The organism is Acinetobacter sp. V89_7 (assembly GCF_029967895.1).
Taxonomy (GTDB): Bacteria; Pseudomonadota; Gammaproteobacteria; order Pseudomonadales; family Moraxellaceae; genus Acinetobacter; species Acinetobacter soli.
Genome location: NZ_JASCAJ010000019.1, coordinates 33,116 through 52,172, shown reverse-complemented (window position 1 = coordinate 52,172; position 19,057 = coordinate 33,116). Strand labels below are relative to the sequence as shown.

Genomic DNA, 19,057 nt, shown 5'->3' with positions numbered 1-19,057 from the left:
GGCATAAAGTTTGCTGAGTACAAAATAACTCATAAAAATTGAGGTTGGGGGATACGAATGAAAAAAATGCTTTTAGCGCTAAGTCTAACTGGTGCGCTTTTAGGTGGTTCGGCGGCATGGGCAGAGAATGCTGCATCTGCGCCGACAGCCGAAACAACAACCGTTGCTGCAACAACGACACCAGCACCTGTGACTGGTACGGTAGAAGCACCGTCCACCGCATCGACTGAGGTAGCGCCTGCACCAGCAGCAACACCTAAAATGGATTCGGGTGATACCGCGTGGATTCTGATCTCCACAGCTTTGGTTCTTTTGATGACTATTCCGGGCTTGGCACTTTTCTACGGCGGCATGGTGCGTAAGAAAAACGTTTTAAGCACCATGGCACATAGCTTTGTCGCGGCTGCAATTGTGAGTTTGGTTTGGGTTGTTATTGGTTATACCTTGGCCTTTAGTCCGGGTAATGCCTTTGTGGGTGGCCTCGATAAAATCATGCTCTCAGGAATCACCACCACAGCACTCAGTGGCACTATTCCTGAAATTCTGTTTGTTATTTTCCAAATGACCTTTGCAATCATTACGGTTGCCATTATTAGTGGTTCGGTTGCAGAGCGTATGAAATTTGGCGCGTTTGTGGCGTTTATCACCATTTGGGTGATAGTGGTCTATGCACCTATTACCCATTGGGTGTGGGGCGGTGGCTGGTTAGGTAGCGATGGTGCACTTGATTTTGCCGGTGGTACCGTTGTTCATATCAACTCGGGTGTCGCTGGTTTGGTTGCTGCTTATATGTTAGGTAAGCGTATTGGGTTGGGTAAAGAATCCATGGCACCACATAATCTTGCACTTACAGTAATTGGTGCAAGCTTGCTTTGGGTGGGCTGGTTTGGATTTAACGGTGGTTCTGCACTTGCAGCCAATGGTGCAGCAGGATACGCATTGGTCACCACGCAAGTGGCTGCCGCTTCTGCCGCGCTCTCTTGGGGCTTGGTTGAAAAAGTGGTGCGTGGTAAAACCTCATTACTTGGCTTACTTTCTGGTGCGGTTGCAGGTTTGGTCGTGATTACGCCGGCAGCAGGTTTTGTTACTGTCAGCGGCGCATTAATTATGGGCTTAATTGGCGGTGCAGTATGCTTCTGGGGAATTTCAGGTTTGAAGCGTATACTTAAAGCAGACGATTCTCTAGATGCATTTGGTCTACATGCTGTAGGTGGTATTGCTGGCGCGATTTTAACAGCTGTTTTTGCAAGTCCGTTCATCATGGGCGACAAAGCACCTGCAAGCGTTGTACATCAGCTTTGGATTCAAATTGAAGGCGTACTTGCGACTATCGCGTACAGCGCAGTACTGACCTTTATTATCCTCAAAGTGATAGATGTGATCATTGGTATCCGCGTGACATCTGACGACGAGCGTATGGGCTTGGACTTGAGTCAGCACGGCGAACGCATCGAATAATTTGCTCTTTTATAAAAAAACAGCCGCTCAGGCTGTTTTTTTATGTCGTTGTGTTGGTGCGATTTTTCAAGCGTCTAATTTTTTGCTACATTAGCTCAAAGAAATGAATTCATTTGAGCTGCCATGCATTGTCCATTTTGCAACGCCGCAGACAGCAAAGTGATTGATTCACGTCTGGCGGCTGAGGGATGTCAGATTCGTCGTCGACGCGAATGTATCAGTTGCGGCGAGCGTTTTACCACTTTTGAAAGTTATGAAGTTGTCATGCCACGTGTGATTAAATCGAATGGTAAAAATGAACCTTTCGATGAGGCAAAACTTCGTCGTTCCCTGATGCATGCCTTGCAAAAACGTCCCGTGACTCAAGACCAGATCGAAGCCGTTTTAAGTGATATCCAGTTAAAGATCCGCCGTTTGGGCGAGCGTGATGTGAAGTCCCGCGTGATTGGTGAAATTGTCATGCAGGCGTTGTTTGCGCTCGATCATGTGGCTTATGTTCGCTTTGCCTCGGTTTATCAAGACTTTCAGGATGTCGAGGCTTTTCGTCGTCAGATTGAACAAATGCAACAACGTGAACAAGAGTATTAAAAGATGATGGCTGAAGTTGATCGTGATCACCACTGGATGTCTCAAGCATTACTACAAGCCAAATCGGCACAGTTTCGTACCCGTCCTAATCCTGCCGTTGGTTGTGTGATTGTCAAAGATGAGCAGATTATTGGGCGTGGTGCAACTGCACAGGTGGGTGGACCACATGCCGAAGTTTTTGCATTACGTGAAGCAGGTGAAAAGGCACGCGGCGCGACAGCTTATGTGACGTTAGAGCCATGTGCGCATTATGGCCGTACTCCACCATGCGCTGAAGCGCTGATTCATGCGGGATTGTCGCGTGTGGTGATTGCAACACTCGATCCGAATCCACTGGTGGCTGGCAAGGGTCAGACCATGTTGAATCAGGCAGGCATTATCACACAAGTGGGTGTGCTAGAAGAGCAGGCACAAGAACTGAATCGCGGGTTTTTAAAGGTCATGGCGGGAGGTTTACCTTATGTACGCCTTAAAATTGCAGCCAGTTTAGATGGACGTACGGCCATGGCATCGGGAGAATCCAAATGGATTACCGGCGCTGATGCACGACTCGATGTGCATTACTGGCGTGCTCGATCGGCTGCGATTGTGACTGGAATAGAGACAGTATTGGCCGACGATTGCCAGCTCAATGTTCGCTCGTTACCAGCGGTTGACGATATTCAGGAAATTGTACAGCCCAAACGTGTCGTGCTGGATCGACAAGGTCGTTTGCCCTTAACTGCAAAAATCTTACAGCAACCCGAGATGCTGATGGTCATGGGGCCATTTCGTCAGGAACTTGCAGACTTAGGTGTGGTACAATTGGCTGTTCAACCCTTAGATACGTTATTAAAGACGATGGCGCACACCTATCATCTTTATGATGTGATGGTTGAAGCCGGTGCCACTTTATCGACCGCATTCTTGCAACAAGGTTTGGTCGATGAATTGATCAGCTATATAGCACCGACATTGCTGGGGCGAACCGCGCGCACCATGTTTCATGCAGAATTTGAAAGCATGGCTGAGCAGCGACGTTTTCAGTTGATTGATCTGGCTCAGCTCGGTCAAGATATCCGCTTAAGGTTAGTTCCGATTCAAGAGACAGTATGAATTCAGAGGCTTCGGTTTACCATAAACGCCGCCATGCGGCGCGAACGACAGATGAGTATTTATTTCATCAGTTGGTTCCATATCTGGGGAACAAACGTCGTTTGCTACACCTCATTCTAGAAGCACTAGAAATTACTGGAACACTCAATAGCAAGAAAAAAAATCCTCCTATTTTTGCCGATTTCTTTGCAGGCAGTGGCGTGGTTTCACGTCTGGCCAGACAAAATGGCTATCGTGTGATTGCAAATGACTGGGAACCATATAGTCATGCACTGAATCACGCGATATTGGCCTGTACCGATGCGCCTGCTTTTAAGGAATTGGGCGGTTATCAAAAAGCCATTGATATCCTAAATCGGTTACCTGAAGTAAAAGGCTGGGTGACGCATAATCTGTGTCCACGCAATGACGATGTTTATGATCCAAGTCGAGATCGCTTGTTTTTTAAACGCCGTAACGGGATGCGAATTGATGCCATTCGTCAGCAGATTGCTACATGGCAGGCACAAGGTGCGATTAACGATGTCGAAATGAGTGCCTTGCTTGCGCCCTTGTTGTATTCGGCCAGTTTTGTGAGTAATACCAGCGGTGTCTTTAAGAGCTTTCATCAAGGCTGGGGCGGACGTACACAGACTGCATTAGAGCGAATTGAGTCGTTATTGTGGCTGACGCCAAGCCGTTTTTGTGAGATTGGCGATCCGAAACGACCAGCTGCTGAAATGTGGTGTGTCGATGCACAGCATCTGGCCTCACAAATGAGTAGTTTTGAGGTCGATGTTGCTTATCTGGATCCTCCTTATAATCAGCATGCCTACAGCAGTAATTATCATGTGTTAAATGCACTTACGCTTTGGGATCAAGCCGACTTACCACCGCCAGATACCAAAGGTTATAAGAGCGGGATTGATCGTGCATGGCGTAAAGAGCGTCCAAGCCCCTATAATTCTTCAAAATATGCCAAAGATGCATATGAGAAACTGCTCGAAACCATCAATGCGCGTTATATCCTGACCAGCTATTCGACCGATGGCAACATTGAGCCAAAAGATTTGCTCACAGCCAATCTAAAGCGTGGCAAAGTGACCTTGCTGACGCAGGATGTGCCGCGCTATCGGGTGAGCAAGCAGCGCCAGTCGGAGCGGGCACGTGTACTTGAGTTCATTGTGATCACAGACACGCACGCGAAATCTGGCCCACCACTACGGCAGTTACTCGGACAACTGTATCATTTTGCCGAATTGGGTGGGGTTGATACGTCGGGGAACAGCACCCAACTGGCCTTGTGGTGATTACGGCTGAATTAATCTTCTACACATTGGAGAAAGTACCATGTTTACAGGCATTATCGAGAGTCTTGGCAAGGTCGAGAGCGTTCAGAATGTCGGTGGTGATGTACGGCTGCGTATTCAAACCGACTTAGATATGTCGGATGTCCATTTAGGTGATTCGATTGCCACCAACGGTATTTGTCTGACCGTAATTGAGTGGGGAGATAACTGGTACGCGGCGGATGTTTCCCGCGAAAGTTTAAACCGAACCACACTCGGTCAGTGGAAAGTGGGCCAGCCGGTCAATGTGGAAAAAGCCATGTTGCCGACCACGCGCTTTGGTGGACATATTGTGAGTGGGCATGTGGATGCAGTGGGCGAAATTACCGTGGTGCGTGAAGATGCGCGTTCGATTTATTATGAAATCACAGCACCTGTAGAAATTGCCAAATACCTTGCCGAAAAAGGTTCTGTCACCGTAGACGGTATTAGCCTGACCATCAATCATTTGCGCGGCAATATTCTGAGCTTGAATCTGATTCCTCACACGGCTGAGCGTACCAATATTGGCACCTGGAAAACTGGCAGCAAGGTCAATTTGGAAGTCGACGTATTGGCGCGTTACATCGAGCGACTTTTGCTGGGTGACAAAGCCGCTGAACACACCCATCAATCGAATATCAGTATGGCATTTCTGGCCGAGCACGGCTTTATGAAATAAGCAAAAAAAGCAGGCGGATCAGCCTGCTTTTTTATTTCTGGTGTCGGGTGTGATTTGAAAAATTTGAACGACTTAAAATATAGTCAATTTCTTCTTGTGCCGACTGCTTTAACTGGCTGCGAAACTGGGCAACGGCTTCTTCAATGCGCGTATCTGCCTCAAGTTCGAGGCGCAAACGTACGCTTTCAAGCTCCGAGATGATTTGACTGTCGGAAATACGGCTAGCACGTGAGTAATCCATACTGACATCTGGATTTTTATGATAGCGTGCAGCGAGTTGCTCAACCTCAGAGTCAATTTGAGCTTGTAGCTCAGCCAAAACCACGCTTTGTTGCTTGAACTGCTGAACTTCATCGGCATAAAGCGCGGCGTGATAACGGGCTTGCTCGGCACGTTTTTCTGCCAGTGATTTCTCTAGTGCTTGTTGCTTGCGAATGCGCGCTTGCTCGATCAGTTCTGCCTTAAGGGCAGCATAAGCCTCTTCAATCTGTTGCTGTGCAAGCTGTTGTTGTTTTTGATCGTGCTCAATCCAGTATTGAATTGGAGTTTTCGGCTCTAATAAATCGCAAATCCGGTCAAGATCGTTTTTGAAGGTCTGGCGAACCGCCTCCGGTGCATTGAGCCAACGCGTTTTAAAATCATGCCCGACATTTAATGCCACAATAGTCTCCTTCAACAACTCTACGCGATGTCCTTATAATTTAAAGGTACGCGGTTCAACCCCTAAACGACGATAAAATTTGAATTTTTCTCGTCCAATCTGTTTGGCCGCTTCGGTATTTTCAATAATTTCAATAATGTGACTAAACTGAATGCCATGTTCAAGAGCATGATTGTTAAAATTAAAAATAATCCACTCTGCGCTATCAGGCAATTGCTCTGAAATACATACCGCTGTATCGGGCTGGTTAATTCCATGCCCGATAAAGCTTTCAGCATCAAAGGTCCAGAGTTTTTCATCCAGTTCTTTTTGCAGCTCCAGTACTGGACAGTACCACCATAACTTTTGTTGCTGTTTGATGAGCTTGCGAACCAAACGGCAAGCACTATCGACTTGCCGTTCCTGACTGGTTTCAAACAGATAAAAACTAACTTTAGGCATTCGCTTTTACACGATTGGCCAAGAATTGAACCAAAAGCGGTACTGGACGGCCGGTTGCGCCTTTGGCTGTTCCAGATAACCATGCAGTACCGGCAACATCAAGATGTGCCCAGCGATATTCTTGAGTAAAGCGTTGCAAGAAGCAGGCTGCGGTAATTGCACCACCGTGTGGTCCACCAATATTGGCCATATCGGCAAATGGTGAATCGAGTAATTCTTGATACTCATCCATCACAGGAAGGCGCCATACACGGTCAAATGCATCTTCACCTGCATGCTGTAATTCAAGTGCTAACTCATCGTCTGGTGAAAATAAGCCACTCACCACCTTGCCCAGAGCCACCACACAGGCGCCAGTCAGTGTCGCAATATCAATCACCACGCTTGGATTAAAGCGTTTGATGTAGGTAAGAGTATCGCACAGCACCAAGCGGCCTTCGGCATCGGTATTTAAGATTTCCACCGTTTGACCGCTCATGGTGGTGACGATATCACCTGGTCGAGTGGCTTTATCTGACGGCATGTTCTCGGCAGCAGCGACTGCACCCACCACATGAATAGGTAAGCGCGCCTCACATAAAGTGCGCATCGTGCCAAGCACAGATGCAGCACCGCACATATCAAATTTCATTTCATCCATGCCTTGTGCGGGCTTGAGTGAAATCCCTCCGGTATCAAAAGTGACGCCTTTACCGACTAGCACCACAGGCGCCTGTTCAAGCTGCGCATTATATTCAAGTGTAATGAGGCGTCCAGGACGAGCAGAGCCTTTGCTGACAGCCAAAAAGGCATTCATGCCCAAATCAGCCATTTGCTGTTCGTCTAGCACGCTCACCTTCAGCAGATCTGGAAATTCGGCAGCCAAGGCTTTGGCTTGTTCTGCCAGATATTCTGGAAAGCAGATATTTCCTGGACGATTCCCTAAATCACGTGCCAAACCTTGGCCTGAAGCCAATGCTTCGATCAGGCTGAGTTGGTCGGCATCAAGCGTGGTCGAGGTCGCAATCAAATCGATACGTTCAAGTAAGGTTTCTGTTTTTTTAGATTTGAATTCGTTAAAACTGTAATTGGCTTGAGTCAGACTCAGGGCAAAAAGATAATGTAATTCGACAGGTAAGGCCGAAATATCGAGTACGATGTGTTGGAATTTGGTGTTTGCTGTTTTTATCACGCTTTGAGCGAGCTTGGCCAGTTTCGCCGCTTTAAGCTCTACCAAATCACCCAAACCGATCAGTAGCGCATTTGGATAGGCCACGATTTTTTCAATCAGCGGGAGAGTGTCGTTAAAACCAGCCTTAAACTGTGTTGTGGCAAGAGTCGCGTCTAATCCATTAATTTTATATGTATTTTGTAATGATTTTAGTGCCTCTTCATGGGTGAGTGCGACAAAAAATCCACGCGTTTGTGTTTCAGGTGCAGTCGATTGAAGGGTAAATTTCATGGGGCTTTTAATACCTGTTCGCCATTGATTAACTTCTGACATTGAAACATTTTCTTTAAGCCAGTTTCAATGTGCAACACACGGATAGGTTTTATATTTTTATCATTCGGGTAAACTAGCAGAAGTTTGAATTGCCTTTTTGGAAGCACTAATTTGATTATTCGGCGTTATCTCGTCAAACAAGTGGTATCGACGTCCTTGGTGGTGATTGCCTTATTGACCTTGATCATGATGGGCGGTCGATTAATCAAGTACTTTGGTGTTGCTGCTCAGGGTCGTTTGGATGTAGGGGTACTGTTTAGCATTATTGGCTACCGTATGCCTGAATTTTTGACCTTGATCTTGCCTTTAGGCTTTTTTATCGGCTTGATGCTGGTGTTTGGCCGTTTATACGTCGATCATGAAATGGCCGTACTCAACAGTAGTGGCATCAGCCGGATTCGCCTAGGACATCTCTTGGTGCCGCTTGCGCTGGTTTATTTAATTTTTCAGGGCATTTTGATGCTGTGGATGACGCCATGGGGCTTACGTCAGTTTGATCAGCTCTCGAGCAGTCAGGCCGTACGTACCGGATTTGATTTGGTTCGACCCAAAGAATTCATTTCATCTGGGCCCTATACCATCTACGCTGGCGATTTATCTGAAGATCGTAAAAATCTGAAAGATATTTTCTTTTATCAGCGTGCGCAAAAAGAAGGTAAGCCAGATGTCATGATTCTGGCCAAAGAAGCGACGCGTGTGGTGCTCGACGATGATACCGCAAACGTTGTAGACCTCATTCAAGGTCGCCGATACGAGATTCATGCAGGGCAGCCAAAATATTCACAAGCCGAATTTCAACGCTACCGATTACGCTTGGAAAACGACAAGTCTGCGACTTTTGAAACCGATAAAGTTGAAGCACTGCCGACCACAAAAATCTGGAATAAGTGGAATGATCCCGTCATTGCCAGTGAAATGGGCTGGCGAATCTTTGGACCATTTACCATTGTGATTGCCCTAATGATGGCGGTGGCACTGTGTGAAGTGAGTCCACGCCAAGGGCGCTACTACCGTCTGATTCCTGCCATCTTTATTTTTGCGAGTTTGATTGTTTTAATGATCGCGATTCGTACTCGAATCAGCAAAGATGAATTGGGTGTCTGGGCTTACCCGGCCGCACTGGTGATTTATGGCGCTGCGGCAGCACTATTTGCACGCAAACAAAAACTGGCACCAAAAATTAAGAAACAGATCAAGCGAGTGAGGGCATAATGTTAGCACGTCGAATAGTTGCACAGCATGTGACCAAAACCACGGCGCTGGCTATGCTGGGTACCACGATTGTTTTGGTGATTTTGCAGGTGCTGTTTACTTATTTAGGTGAATTGTCCAACTTAAAAGAAGGTTACAACGCGTGGCAGGCATTTTTGTACGTGTTGTGGGGCGCACCGCGTTATCTGTATCAAATTTTACCGGTTTCCGCGCTGATTGGTTCGGTACTGGGGCTCGGTACACTGGCATCCAACAGTGAGCTGATTGTCATGCGTTCGGTCGGTATTAGCTTATGGCGCATTGTGGGCTGGGTGATACGTTCCGCCTTGCTATTGGTGGTGTTGTCATTTGTTTTAAGTGAGTGGGTTGTCCCTTATACCAACGAACGTGCCAACAGCATTAAAAGCCATCAGTCGGTCGCGGCACTTGGCGAGGTACGCGGTTACTGGTCTAGAGAAGGTCAGCGCTTTATTTATGTCGACTATGCCAACTCACAAGGTCAGCTTAAGCGCATTCAGGTGGTCGATTTTGATCAGGATTACCGTTTGAAATCTATCACCAATGCCGATCAAGGACAGTTTGTCAAAGATGGGCAATGGACGCTGGGCGGTACGCAGCAAATCCAGTTGCAACCGGAAGGGGATGCGGTCAAAACAGTCGCGGCACAACAGCCATTCTCTTTAGCGCTACAACCCAAATATGTACACATGGTCACCATTGACCCTGAAGATTTGTCATTTAGCCAGTTGGTGAGTTTCATGAGCTATATGCGTGAATACAGCCAAGTACCAAAAACCTATCAGTTGGCATTTTGGAAAAAAGTCGCATCGCCATTTTCGCTGATTACATTGGTATTGATTGCGTGTTCATTTATTTTTGGACCACTGCGCCAGCAATCGATGGGCTTTCGTCTGGTTATCGCCTTATTTATTGGTCTTGGTTTTTACTATTTGCAAGACTTTTTAGGTTATGCCAGTCTGGTTTATACGCCATCACCGGCGTGGTTTGTACTTGGCCCGATTGTATTGCTATGTGCTGCGGGCAGCTATTTACTTTATCGGGTGAAGTAGGATCGGCTACATCAATTGAGTGTATGATCGACAGGATATAAAGCCCTGACTCAGGCATAGAGTCTGGCTTAAAAATTCGCTAAAATATTGCGACAAAATTATAGACATAACGAGTGTAAATTATGACGGATGTAACTGTTGGAAAAATCCCTCACGTGTTAGTGATTATGGATGGGATTGGGCATCGTGAAGCGGTGAAAGACAATGCTTTTTTAGCAGCGAAAACACCGAATCTGAGTATGATGAAACAGCAGCATCCGCATAGTCTGATTTCCGGCTCCGGTGAAGATGTAGGCTTGCCAGACGGTCAGATGGGCAATTCGGAAGTGGGACACATGAACCTAGGTGCAGGTCGCGTGTTGTACCAAGATTTTACCCGCATTACCAAAGACATCCGTGACGGTGGCTTTTTTGAGCACGACGTACTTATCGATGCGGTTGAAAAAGCCAAAGCAGCGCAGGGAGCTGTGCACATCATGGGCTTGCTCTCCGAAGGTGGGGTTCACTCACATGAAGACCACATTGTGGCGATGTGTGAGCTTGCACTCAAGCGCGGCGCCAAGGTGTATTTACATGCCTTTTTAGATGGTCGTGACACACCGCCAAAAAGTGCCCAGCCATCGTTAGAAAAACTCGATGCACTCTTTGCACAGTATGCTGGTCAGGGCCGAATTGCGACGCTGATTGGTCGTTATTTTGCCATGGACCGTGATAATCGTTGGGACCGCGTAGAACAAGCATATCGTTTATTGACTGAAGGCGAAGCGGTGCGTGTCGTCGATACAGCAGTCGAGGGTTTGGCACAAGCCTATGCCGCCGATGAAAGTGATGAATTCGTAAAAGCCACGCGTGTTGGTGCCGCTGCGCCGATTCAAGATGGGGACAGCGTTGTGTTTATGAACTTTCGTGCCGATCGTGCGCGTGAACTGACCCGTGCATTTGTTGAAAAAGAATTTACTGGCTTTGAGCGTCAGGTGGTGCCGCAACTGGCAAAATTTGTCATGTTGACTCGTTATCAAGCAACAATTGATGCGCCTGTGGCATATATGCCTGAGGCTTTGCACAATTCACTGGGTGAATACTTGTCCAATCTCGGCAAAACCCAGCTACGCATTGCTGAAACCGAAAAATATGCCCATGTCACCTTTTTCTTTAGTGGTGGTCGTGAAGATGAATATGCAGGTGAAAAACGAATCTTGATTCCATCACCGAATGTGGCGACCTATGACCTCAAGCCTGAAATGAGTGCCTATGAAGTGACCGAGCAATTGGTTGCGGCTATTGAGTCTGGAGAGTTTGATCTATTGGTGGTGAACTATGCCAATGGTGATATGGTTGGGCATACTGGTGTTTTTGATGCCGCAGTGAAAGCGGTCGAAGCGGTGGATACCTGCTTGGGCAAAGTCTATGCTGCTGTTATGGCCAAACATGGGCACATGATTATTACCGCTGACCATGGTAATGTGGAGCAAATGCAGGATTACGAAAGTGGTCAGGTACATACCCAGCACACCACTGAATTGGTGCCATTTATTTATGTGGGACCTCAGTCTGCGGAGATTGCCAATGGCGGTGTACTTGCAGATGTGGCGCCAACATTACTGCACTTGATGCAGCTTCCTGTTCCAGCAGAAATGCAAGGCCGTAATCTTATTCAGATTCACTCATAAGGACACTCTGTATGACTCAGCGCTTCAATTTTCGTGTTTTACTGACAGGTTGGTTGATGTGTTGCAGTCCCTTGGTGTTGAGTGCCGCACCTGCCACAGCGCAGGTGGGTGAAGATGGTCAAGCGATTCGATCAGTCGAAGTGCCGGTCGAATCGATACAGCAATTTGTACAAATTTATAATTTGGTCAAAGACAACTATGTCGAATCCAAGCCAGATGAAGTGCTGTTTCAGCAGGCCATCAAAGGTTTGGTGGGCGGTTTAGACCGATATTCACGTTATCTCTCGCCTGAAGAATACAAACAATTGGTTCAATATACCGAAGGTGATTTGGCCTCGGTAGATTTTGCCTTGGTGTATGAACCACGTGCCCACCAATGGGTGATCCGTGATCTGAAAGAGGGCGCAGACTCTTATAAACTTGGTCTTCGAAATGACCAAATCGTAACAAAAATTGATGGACAAGATTTGCAAGGCCTCAATCATGAACAGGTTCATGGCCTGCTTTACGGTTCGATTGGAACGCCGCTGCAAATGCAAACCAGCACGATGGCTGTGGCCCAGACCCTGATTCGTAATAAAAAAATCGAAGCCGATGTACAGCCCGTATTGCTACATAATCAGGTTTTGGTGCTTAAAGTTCGGGTATTTCAGCAAGATACAGCCAACGAAATTAAACGCTTAATTGAAGAATATGGTTCACCGCGTTTGAAAGCCGTACTGATCGACTTGCGTAACAATCCTGGCGGTTTATTGTCTGCGGCGGTTGAATCGGCTGATTTATTTTTAAATCAGGGCGTGATTGTCTCGACGAAGAGCCGTTCTGAAGGCAATCAGCAATTTCAGGCTTTGCCAAGTAATGAATTTCAGCGATTGAAACTGGGCATCTTAATCAATCATCGTTCTGCTTCGGCGGCTGAAGTCTTTACGGCAGCCATGAAAGAGCACCAGCGTGCATGGGTGATTGGAGAAAAAAGCTATGGTAAAGGCGTCGTACAGAAACTCTTTCCATTGCCAGATGGAGCGGCGCTGCAAATGACAGTGTCTCACTACTACACACCCAAAGACAATATGATTGAAGGTAAGGGCATTCAGCCCAATCAGGTCTATCCCTTACCGGCAGATATGAAAGATGAGATCTATCTAGAGAATGTCTCCGAAATGCTGCTGAAGCAGGCGAAGCTTTAAACTAACTTTCTTCAGTATCAAGACCAAATTTCTTCAAGCGATAGCGAAGTGAGCGAAAGCTCATGCCGAGTTTTTTTGCGGCCAAGGTTCGGTTCCAGTGACTACAATTCAATGCATTTAATAATATCTCTTTTTCAATTTTTTCAAGATATTGCTCGAGTCCTTCGTGAGGAAGCTTGGTTTTAGTTTCAGGCTGCTGTGTGATCACACGTGGAATTTTAAGATAATCGGTTGCTTCAGTTACTGCGGAAGTATAGTCGCGTAGGGAGGAGCCATTTAAGTGTTGCACGTCGATAAATGCAGTTTCACTTAAAGTTATGGCACGTTCGATCATGTTACGTAATTCACGTACATTCCCCGGAAACGGATAATGCAGTAAAAATTCTTCAGCTGCTGCGGTCAGTTGCTTGATCGGGATGATCCAGTCACGACAGACATGCCCAATAAAATGTCGTGCTAAAATCAAAATATCGTCTCCACGCTCTCGTAGCGGTGGCAGGGTAATGTCCATGACATGAATACGAAAAAACAAATCTTGGCGAAATTTGCCCTGTTGAACCAGTTGTTCAAGCTGTTGATGACTGGCACTGATCACTCGAAAATCCACATCGATTTCGTGCTCAGATCCGAGGGGGCGAATTTTCTTTTCCTGAATAGCGCGTAACAATTTGACCTGCATGCTCAGCGGTAATTCTGCCACTTCATCGAGAAACAGACTGCCGCCTTGAGCCGCTTGTATCAATCCTTGCTTGTCTTGTGTGGCACCGGTAAAACTGCCTTTTTTATGCCCAAATAATTCACTTTCCATCAGTTCGGCTGGAATTGCACCACAGTTAATCGCAATAAAAGGGCCTTCATTACGATTACTTAAGCGATGAACGAGATTGGCCACCACTTCTTTACCTGTTCCGGATTCACCGGTAATAAAGACCGGCGCCTGTGAGCGCGAGATTTTTCGTAGCGCAATCCGAAGTGCTTCAATGGGTTCAGATTGCCCAAGCAAGAGCTGGTGTTCAAGAGTTTCCCTATCATTGTCGGGATGCATCTGGCTACTGTTAAGTGCGGTCTGTATCAGTTGTTTCAGATGCTGCGGATTGATCGGTTTACTGACAAAATCAAAAGCACCCGCTTTAAGCGCTGAAATGGCAATTTCCATGTTGCCATAGGCTGTGATCACAGCAATCGGAATATACGGAAAATGTTCATTCACATGATCAATCAAATCTAGTCCATGACCATCGGGTAGATTGAGGTCGGTCAGACAGGCATTGTATTCGTGTGTCGCAAGCAATTGTTTGGCCTGCTCTACATTGTAGGCACAATCTGTATGGATGCCCATGCGCGACAGGCTAATTTGCATCAATGAGCAAAGATCTTCTTCGTCATCGATCAGTAATACACGTGGTTGAAGAATGGTCATAACCCCACAAAACCTAATTTATATATTTTAATTTATTGGGCAGTGGATTCTAAAGCATGCCCCTTTATCTTGTTCAACATAGGTCAGCTTGGCATGATTGGCCTCGCAAAGACTCTGTGATAAATACAATCCTAAACCAGTTCCCTGAATTTCGGTACTAAAAAACGGTTTAAACAGTTGCGAAAGATTACGTTTTGTTACGCCCTCACCAAAATCGACAATATCAATCCAGATCGAAGTCGATGCCAACTGCACCACAATCTGTACTGCGGGTGCATCTGGTGCATTGTGACGAAGTGCATTTCGAATCAGATTGACCAGCACTTGCCGGAGTTGAGATGGATCAAACACAATCGATACATCATGTGCTGGGAGCTGAAGTTCTAATTTCTGCTGTACATCATTTAAGTCTTCGTGCAGTAAACTCTGTAAAAACGGATTGAGCTGGATGGTGATTGGGGTGGTGGTCTGATTACGCGCCATCCCGAGCGTATCTTCAATAATGCCATTGATCCGTTTGGTTTGTTTTCTGATCATGTTCTGCAATTGCTGCTGCTCATGCAGTTCACTATCAGACAGTAATTCATTGGCTTGGGCAATTGCAGCCAAAGGATTGCGAATTTCGTGGGCAATACTGGCCGAGAGTTGCCCCAATGCGGCAAGTTTTAACTGCTGAACACGTTGATTCATTCTTTGAGCGTCTTGCAAGATCAACAAGATTAAGGATTGTTGCGGAACCCGTAAACGCTGAATACGCACATGAAGACGATAAGTCGAAAACTGTGATTCAAAATTGAATGTTTCACCATCTTGCAGCGAGGTCGATCTGAGCACTTCAACTAAGTCTGGCTGAAGATTCACCAATGGCAATTGTTCATGCGCAAAAAGCGGCTGTATGCCTAAAAAACTCGACGCTGCGGGATTACACACCACAACATGATAACTTTCGTCGAGTACCAGATAGCCCTCTTTGGCCTGATCTAGAATATAACGATTGATATTTTGGAGTTGATTGAGCACGTCAGATTGATGATTGGCAATGTTCTCAAGTAACTGAAAACGTCGCACCGCGATTTGCCCGATTCCGTAAACCACAAAAAATAAAAAAGCCAGCAAAATACTGTTGCTGATCGAGCTGAGATGGTCTTTGTCAAACAGGACCAACACCACTTGCTGATAGATCACCACAATGACCGCGAGAAGTGTAACGGTCAGTGACATTCGTGCTTGCAGCAAAATCGCCGCCGAAAAGACCGTCACCACGTACAGCATGCTCAAGTGCAGACTTGGGCTGCCCACGGCGTAGGTGAGTAAACTCAGTACCACAATGTCGACAATAAACAGCAAGGTGAGCTGTGAGGCAATCCATCGTGTAGAGAATTTAAATACGCCACCTTGCATAAAGCTGAGCATGGTGTAAATCACCAGTGTAAAAACGTAAAGTTCGGGATGTAAATAGTCTGAGCTGTGACCCTGACCTGTGGTGTAAAAGATCAGAATCAGGCTTAAGCCAATAATGACACGATAGGCACCATACCAAGCGCCTAAACGATAAATCGTATACGACAGCTGGGTAGACAGAGCAGGCGCCGGCATAGAACAATCAGGAAATAGAAGACTAAGGTTTTATCAGTCCATAACGAATGGCCAGATGGGTAAGTTTGACATCACTGTCGATGGCGAGCTTTTCAAAGATGCGATAACGATAGGTGTTGACGGTTTTGACACTAACAAACAGTTTATCCGCGATTTCCTGCGCACTGATACAGTTCACCACCATCATGGCGACTTGCATTTCACGTTCAGATAAAACATCAAATGGCGATTGCTGGGTATCAGACAGGTAAGAGCTGGCCAATTGCTCTGCAATGTCGGCACTAAAATATTTACCGCCTTGCATGACTTTATTGATGGCACGTACCATTTCGGCAATTGGGGCACCTTTGGTGATATAGCCTTTTGCCCCGGCTTTAAGCAATAAAGATGGATAAGGCTCTTCCGCCAAACCGCTGACCGCTATCACTTTGGTCTCAGGTGCAGATTGCAACAGACGACGTGTGGTTTCGACGCCCCCAATCCCAGGCATATTCACATCCAGCAAGACCACCTGAGGATGCTTCTGACGCACGATATTGATTGCATCTTCACCTGATTCTGCTTGTCCAATCACATCGACATCGGCTTGATCCTCAAGCATACGACAAATGCCCGTACGTACCAATTCATGGTCATCAACGACTAAAACAGTGATCACACAGGCCTCCTGAAATTACAAAGATGGTTTTTTGTTACATAAAGCAAAATTCACTTGCATTGTAATGACAAAATTAGCAATTCTATTCACATAAGTTGAGAGAATAGTTGTACGCAAACATGTCTGACATTACCGTCATGCTGTATGTCCAAATGTAAGGCATAATGCAGGTAATAAGCAAATTTGTGTTCACCCTGAGTTGAGTAATTTACCGTGAAATATGCCAAAAAAACTCTGAAACATGCTTTGGGCATGTCGATTTTGCTAGCTTTGAGTTCAACAAGCTTTGCAGAACTCATTGTGAATCCATCTCCGGGGAATGCTGCTGGTGCTGCATCTTTAAGCTGGTCATCGGATGACGCAAATCAATTATTAAATTCAGACCGTTCGCTTGAGGCTGCTGCCAGTCCTCAGGGGTCGACGTCTGTCACAACCACATTACGCAGTACCACGACCACCACGCTTACGCCTGCACCTGCTGCGCCATCGGCAATTCGTGATACTGGTGGTTATGGCGCGCAACCTGCTGTCAGCGCTCGTGCGGCTTTGGTGATGGATGCACAAACAGGCGAAGTCTTGTTTAGTAAAAATACCAATGCATCGATGCCGATTGCATCAATTACCAAGCTGATGACCGCTGTGGTAACCGCAGATGCGCGCTTGGATATGTCCCAAGAAATCACCTTGGAATCGATTGATTTTGCCGGGGCAGGTGGGAAAAATTCGAGTTCAACCTTGCGCGTAGGCGACAAGATGAACCGTGCCGAAGTATTACTGTTTGCTTTAATGAAATCTGAAAACCCTGCTGCTGCTGCACTGGCACGTACTTATCCGGGCGGACGTCCAGCATTTGTGGCGGCCATGAATGCCAAGGCACGTCAATTGGGCATGAGCTCAACACACTATGTTGAATCTTCAGGACTCGATCCGCACAATATCTCGTCAGCACGTGATTTGGGGATTTTAGTCAGTGCTGCTTCGCAATATGGTTTGATCCGTCAGTTTTCGACCACACCTAGCTATGACTTCAATCTAGGTTATCGCGTATTGAAATCAAACAATACCAACGCGTTGGTACGAAATGGTGGCTGGAATATTAATTTATCGAAGACTGGTTATATCAATGAAGCGGGCCGTTGTGTGGTAATGCATGCAACCGTTAACTCGCGTCCTGCGGTGGTGGTATTGCTCGGTGCAGGTTCAACGCAATCGCGTAACAACGATGCAACCAACCTCTTAAACTGGCTGGCACAACAACCAAAGCGCATTTAAAACGATATACAAACAAGTGCAATAAAAAACCCGTTTCAGAGAACGGGTTTTTTATTGCCTGATAACTTACATGTTCGACAAGATAGAGTCTTTCACTTGTGTCATGGTGGCATCGATAGACAGCATCACGGCATCTGCACATTGCTTGATTGCAGTATCCGGATCTTTTAAGCCATTGCCTGTAACGGTACAGACAATCACAGAACCTTCAGGAATTTTACCCGCTTTGATGTCGCGCATTGCACCGCCAATTGAGGCAGCAGATGCAGGCTCAACAAATACGCCTTCGTACATCGACAATAAACGCTGCGCTTCTAGAATTTCAGCATCTGTTAATTCATCGAACCAACCTTCTGAATCACGAACAGCTGCTTTGGCATGGTTCCAGCTTTGTGGATTACCAATACGAATAGCCGTTGCAATCGTTTCAGGTTGCTCAATCGGTGCGCCACGCATAAATGGTGCTGCACCTGCTGCCTGATAACCCACCATCGTTGGCAGACCGTCTGGTTTAGGGCCCGTAAACTGGTCGGTTGCAGCATCGTAAATCACTTGCTCGAACTGCTCAGCTGGCTGGTTGGCAACCGCTTCGGTATAACCCATCCAGTGTGCGGTGATGTTTCCTGCATTTCCAACAGGTAAGCAGTGGTAGTCTGGCGCACGACCTAATGATTCAACAATTTCATAGGCAATGGTTTTTTGACCTTGTAAACGGTACGGGTTAATTGAGTTTACAATCGTGACCGGTGCTTGGTCGGCCACTTCTTTCACTAAACGCATACCGTCGTCAAAGTTACCACGAATTTGCATGGTGATTGCGCCGTACATCATGGCCTGAGCCAATTTGCCCATTGCAATTTTGCCTTCTGGAATCAAGACAAATGCTTTCATGCCTGCACGTGCAGCATAAGCCGCCGCTGCCGCCGAAGTATTACCTGTTGATGCACAGATAATGGCTTTTGAACCTTCTTCAGCAGCTTTGGTCACTGCCATGGTCATGCCGCGGTCTTTAAATGAACCAGTTGGGTTAAGCCCTTCATATTTCACATAAATTTCGACATCTTTGCCAATAATGCGTGGAATATTCTCTAGTTTAATCAGCGGAGTATTTCCTTCACCTAAAGAAATGGCACGCGTCGTTGCAGAAACTGGCAAACGGTCACGATAACGATCCACGAGACCGGTATAACGATTGGCATTAGACATGATGATTTATGTTCCAAGAGTAAGGTAGAGCTGGCGAGAGGGTTAACCCTC

Annotated in this window: 17 protein-coding genes; 10 read left to right on the top strand and 7 right to left on the bottom strand. The window is 46.5% G+C overall.

Features of this window, described 5'->3' with window-relative positions; genetic code table 11:
* Positions 1 to 57 precede the first annotated feature (57 nt).
* The 5 genes from QLG00_RS04460 (at position 58) to QLG00_RS04440 (ending at position 5,130) form a co-directional block, all read left to right on the top strand.
* Entirely contained in the window at positions 58 to 1,458 is a 1,401-nt protein-coding gene (locus tag QLG00_RS04460; RefSeq protein ID WP_282470565.1) for an ammonium transporter, read from the top strand.
* 123 nt (positions 1,459 to 1,581) lie between these two features.
* Positions 1,582 to 2,046 carry a transcriptional regulator NrdR gene (nrdR, locus tag QLG00_RS04455; protein ID WP_004932226.1) on the top strand — a complete coding sequence of 155 codons (465 nt, stop codon included), beginning with the start codon at positions 1,582 to 1,584 and terminating at the stop codon, positions 2,044 to 2,046.
* Between the two features lie 6 nt (positions 2,047 to 2,052).
* The gene (ribD, locus tag QLG00_RS04450; RefSeq protein ID WP_025096173.1) at positions 2,053 to 3,141 is read left to right on the top strand and encodes a bifunctional diaminohydroxyphosphoribosylaminopyrimidine deaminase/5-amino-6-(5-phosphoribosylamino)uracil reductase RibD; all 1,089 of its coding nucleotides are present in this window, start codon (positions 2,053 to 2,055) and stop codon (positions 3,139 to 3,141) included.
* On the top strand, positions 3,138 to 4,430 hold the full coding sequence (locus tag QLG00_RS04445; RefSeq protein ID WP_004932229.1) for a DNA adenine methylase: 1,293 nt from the start codon (positions 3,138 to 3,140) through the stop codon (positions 4,428 to 4,430). Before ribD ends, QLG00_RS04445 begins: the two co-directional genes overlap by 4 nt.
* Before the next feature lie 40 nt (positions 4,431 to 4,470).
* Entirely contained in the window at positions 4,471 to 5,130 is a 660-nt protein-coding gene (locus QLG00_RS04440) for a riboflavin synthase (protein ID WP_004932232.1), read from the top strand.
* Between the two features lie 31 nt (positions 5,131 to 5,161).
* Here the strand turns inward: QLG00_RS04440 and QLG00_RS04435 are convergent, their stop codons facing one another.
* The 3 genes from QLG00_RS04435 to QLG00_RS04425 are packed head-to-tail and all read right to left on the bottom strand — an operon-like array spanning position 5,162 to position 7,673.
* Positions 5,162 to 5,791, bottom strand: coding sequence for a hypothetical protein (locus QLG00_RS04435; RefSeq protein ID WP_004932236.1), 630 nt, complete (start codon positions 5,789 to 5,791; stop codon positions 5,162 to 5,164).
* A 33-nt stretch (positions 5,792 to 5,824) separates the two neighbouring features.
* Positions 5,825 to 6,232: a DNA polymerase III subunit chi gene (locus QLG00_RS04430; protein ID WP_282470564.1), complete on the bottom strand. Its 408-nt coding sequence runs from the start codon at positions 6,230 to 6,232 to the stop codon at positions 5,825 to 5,827.
* Positions 6,225 to 7,673, bottom strand: coding sequence for a leucyl aminopeptidase (locus QLG00_RS04425; RefSeq protein ID WP_151869149.1), 1,449 nt, complete (start codon positions 7,671 to 7,673; stop codon positions 6,225 to 6,227). Before QLG00_RS04425 ends, QLG00_RS04430 begins: the two co-directional genes overlap by 8 nt.
* 153 nt (positions 7,674 to 7,826) lie before the next feature.
* On the opposite strand from QLG00_RS04425, the gene lptF reads away from it, so the two are divergent.
* From lptF to QLG00_RS04405, 4 genes are all read left to right on the top strand, one after another.
* Positions 7,827 to 8,927 (top strand): LPS export ABC transporter permease LptF, encoded by a 1,101-nt coding sequence (gene lptF, locus QLG00_RS04420; protein ID WP_004932245.1) that lies wholly within the window; start codon positions 7,827 to 7,829, stop codon positions 8,925 to 8,927.
* Positions 8,927 to 9,997 carry an LPS export ABC transporter permease LptG gene (lptG, locus tag QLG00_RS04415; RefSeq protein ID WP_004932247.1) on the top strand — a complete coding sequence of 357 codons (1,071 nt, stop codon included), beginning with the start codon at positions 8,927 to 8,929 and terminating at the stop codon, positions 9,995 to 9,997. Before lptF ends, lptG begins: the two co-directional genes overlap by 1 nt.
* Positions 9,998 to 10,119: 122 nt before the next feature.
* Complete coding sequence (gpmI, locus tag QLG00_RS04410) at positions 10,120 to 11,667, top strand: 2,3-bisphosphoglycerate-independent phosphoglycerate mutase (protein ID WP_004944141.1); 1,548 nt, start codon at positions 10,120 to 10,122, stop codon at positions 11,665 to 11,667.
* Between the two features lie 11 nt (positions 11,668 to 11,678).
* Positions 11,679 to 12,854 (top strand): S41 family peptidase, encoded by a 1,176-nt coding sequence (locus tag QLG00_RS04405; protein ID WP_048766003.1) that lies wholly within the window; start codon positions 11,679 to 11,681, stop codon positions 12,852 to 12,854.
* 1 nt (position 12,855) lies between these two features.
* On the opposite strand, the gene QLG00_RS04400 is transcribed toward QLG00_RS04405, so the two are convergent.
* From QLG00_RS04400 to QLG00_RS04390, 3 genes are read right to left on the bottom strand one after another with little or no spacing between them, the layout of a single operon-like run.
* On the bottom strand, positions 12,856 to 14,274 hold the full coding sequence (locus QLG00_RS04400; RefSeq protein WP_282470563.1) for a sigma-54 dependent transcriptional regulator: 1,419 nt from the start codon (positions 14,272 to 14,274) through the stop codon (positions 12,856 to 12,858).
* A gap of 27 nt (positions 14,275 to 14,301) precedes the next feature.
* Positions 14,302 to 15,870, bottom strand: coding sequence for an ATP-binding protein (locus tag QLG00_RS04395; protein ID WP_282470562.1), 1,569 nt, complete (start codon positions 15,868 to 15,870; stop codon positions 14,302 to 14,304).
* A 22-nt stretch (positions 15,871 to 15,892) separates the two neighbouring features.
* Positions 15,893 to 16,528 (bottom strand): response regulator, encoded by a 636-nt coding sequence (locus QLG00_RS04390; RefSeq protein WP_004932261.1) that lies wholly within the window; start codon positions 16,526 to 16,528, stop codon positions 15,893 to 15,895.
* Between the two features lie 213 nt (positions 16,529 to 16,741).
* Here QLG00_RS04390 and pbpG point away from each other — a divergent pair, with 213 nt between their 5' ends.
* The gene (gene pbpG, locus QLG00_RS04385; protein WP_004932264.1) at positions 16,742 to 17,800 is read left to right on the top strand and encodes a D-alanyl-D-alanine endopeptidase PBP7/8; all 1,059 of its coding nucleotides are present in this window, start codon (positions 16,742 to 16,744) and stop codon (positions 17,798 to 17,800) included.
* 66 nt (positions 17,801 to 17,866) lie between these two features.
* Here the strand turns inward: pbpG and thrC are convergent, their stop codons facing one another.
* On the bottom strand, positions 17,867 to 19,006 hold the full coding sequence (gene thrC, locus QLG00_RS04380; RefSeq protein WP_004944129.1) for a threonine synthase: 1,140 nt from the start codon (positions 19,004 to 19,006) through the stop codon (positions 17,867 to 17,869).
* Between the last annotated feature and the right edge of the window lie 51 nt (positions 19,007 to 19,057).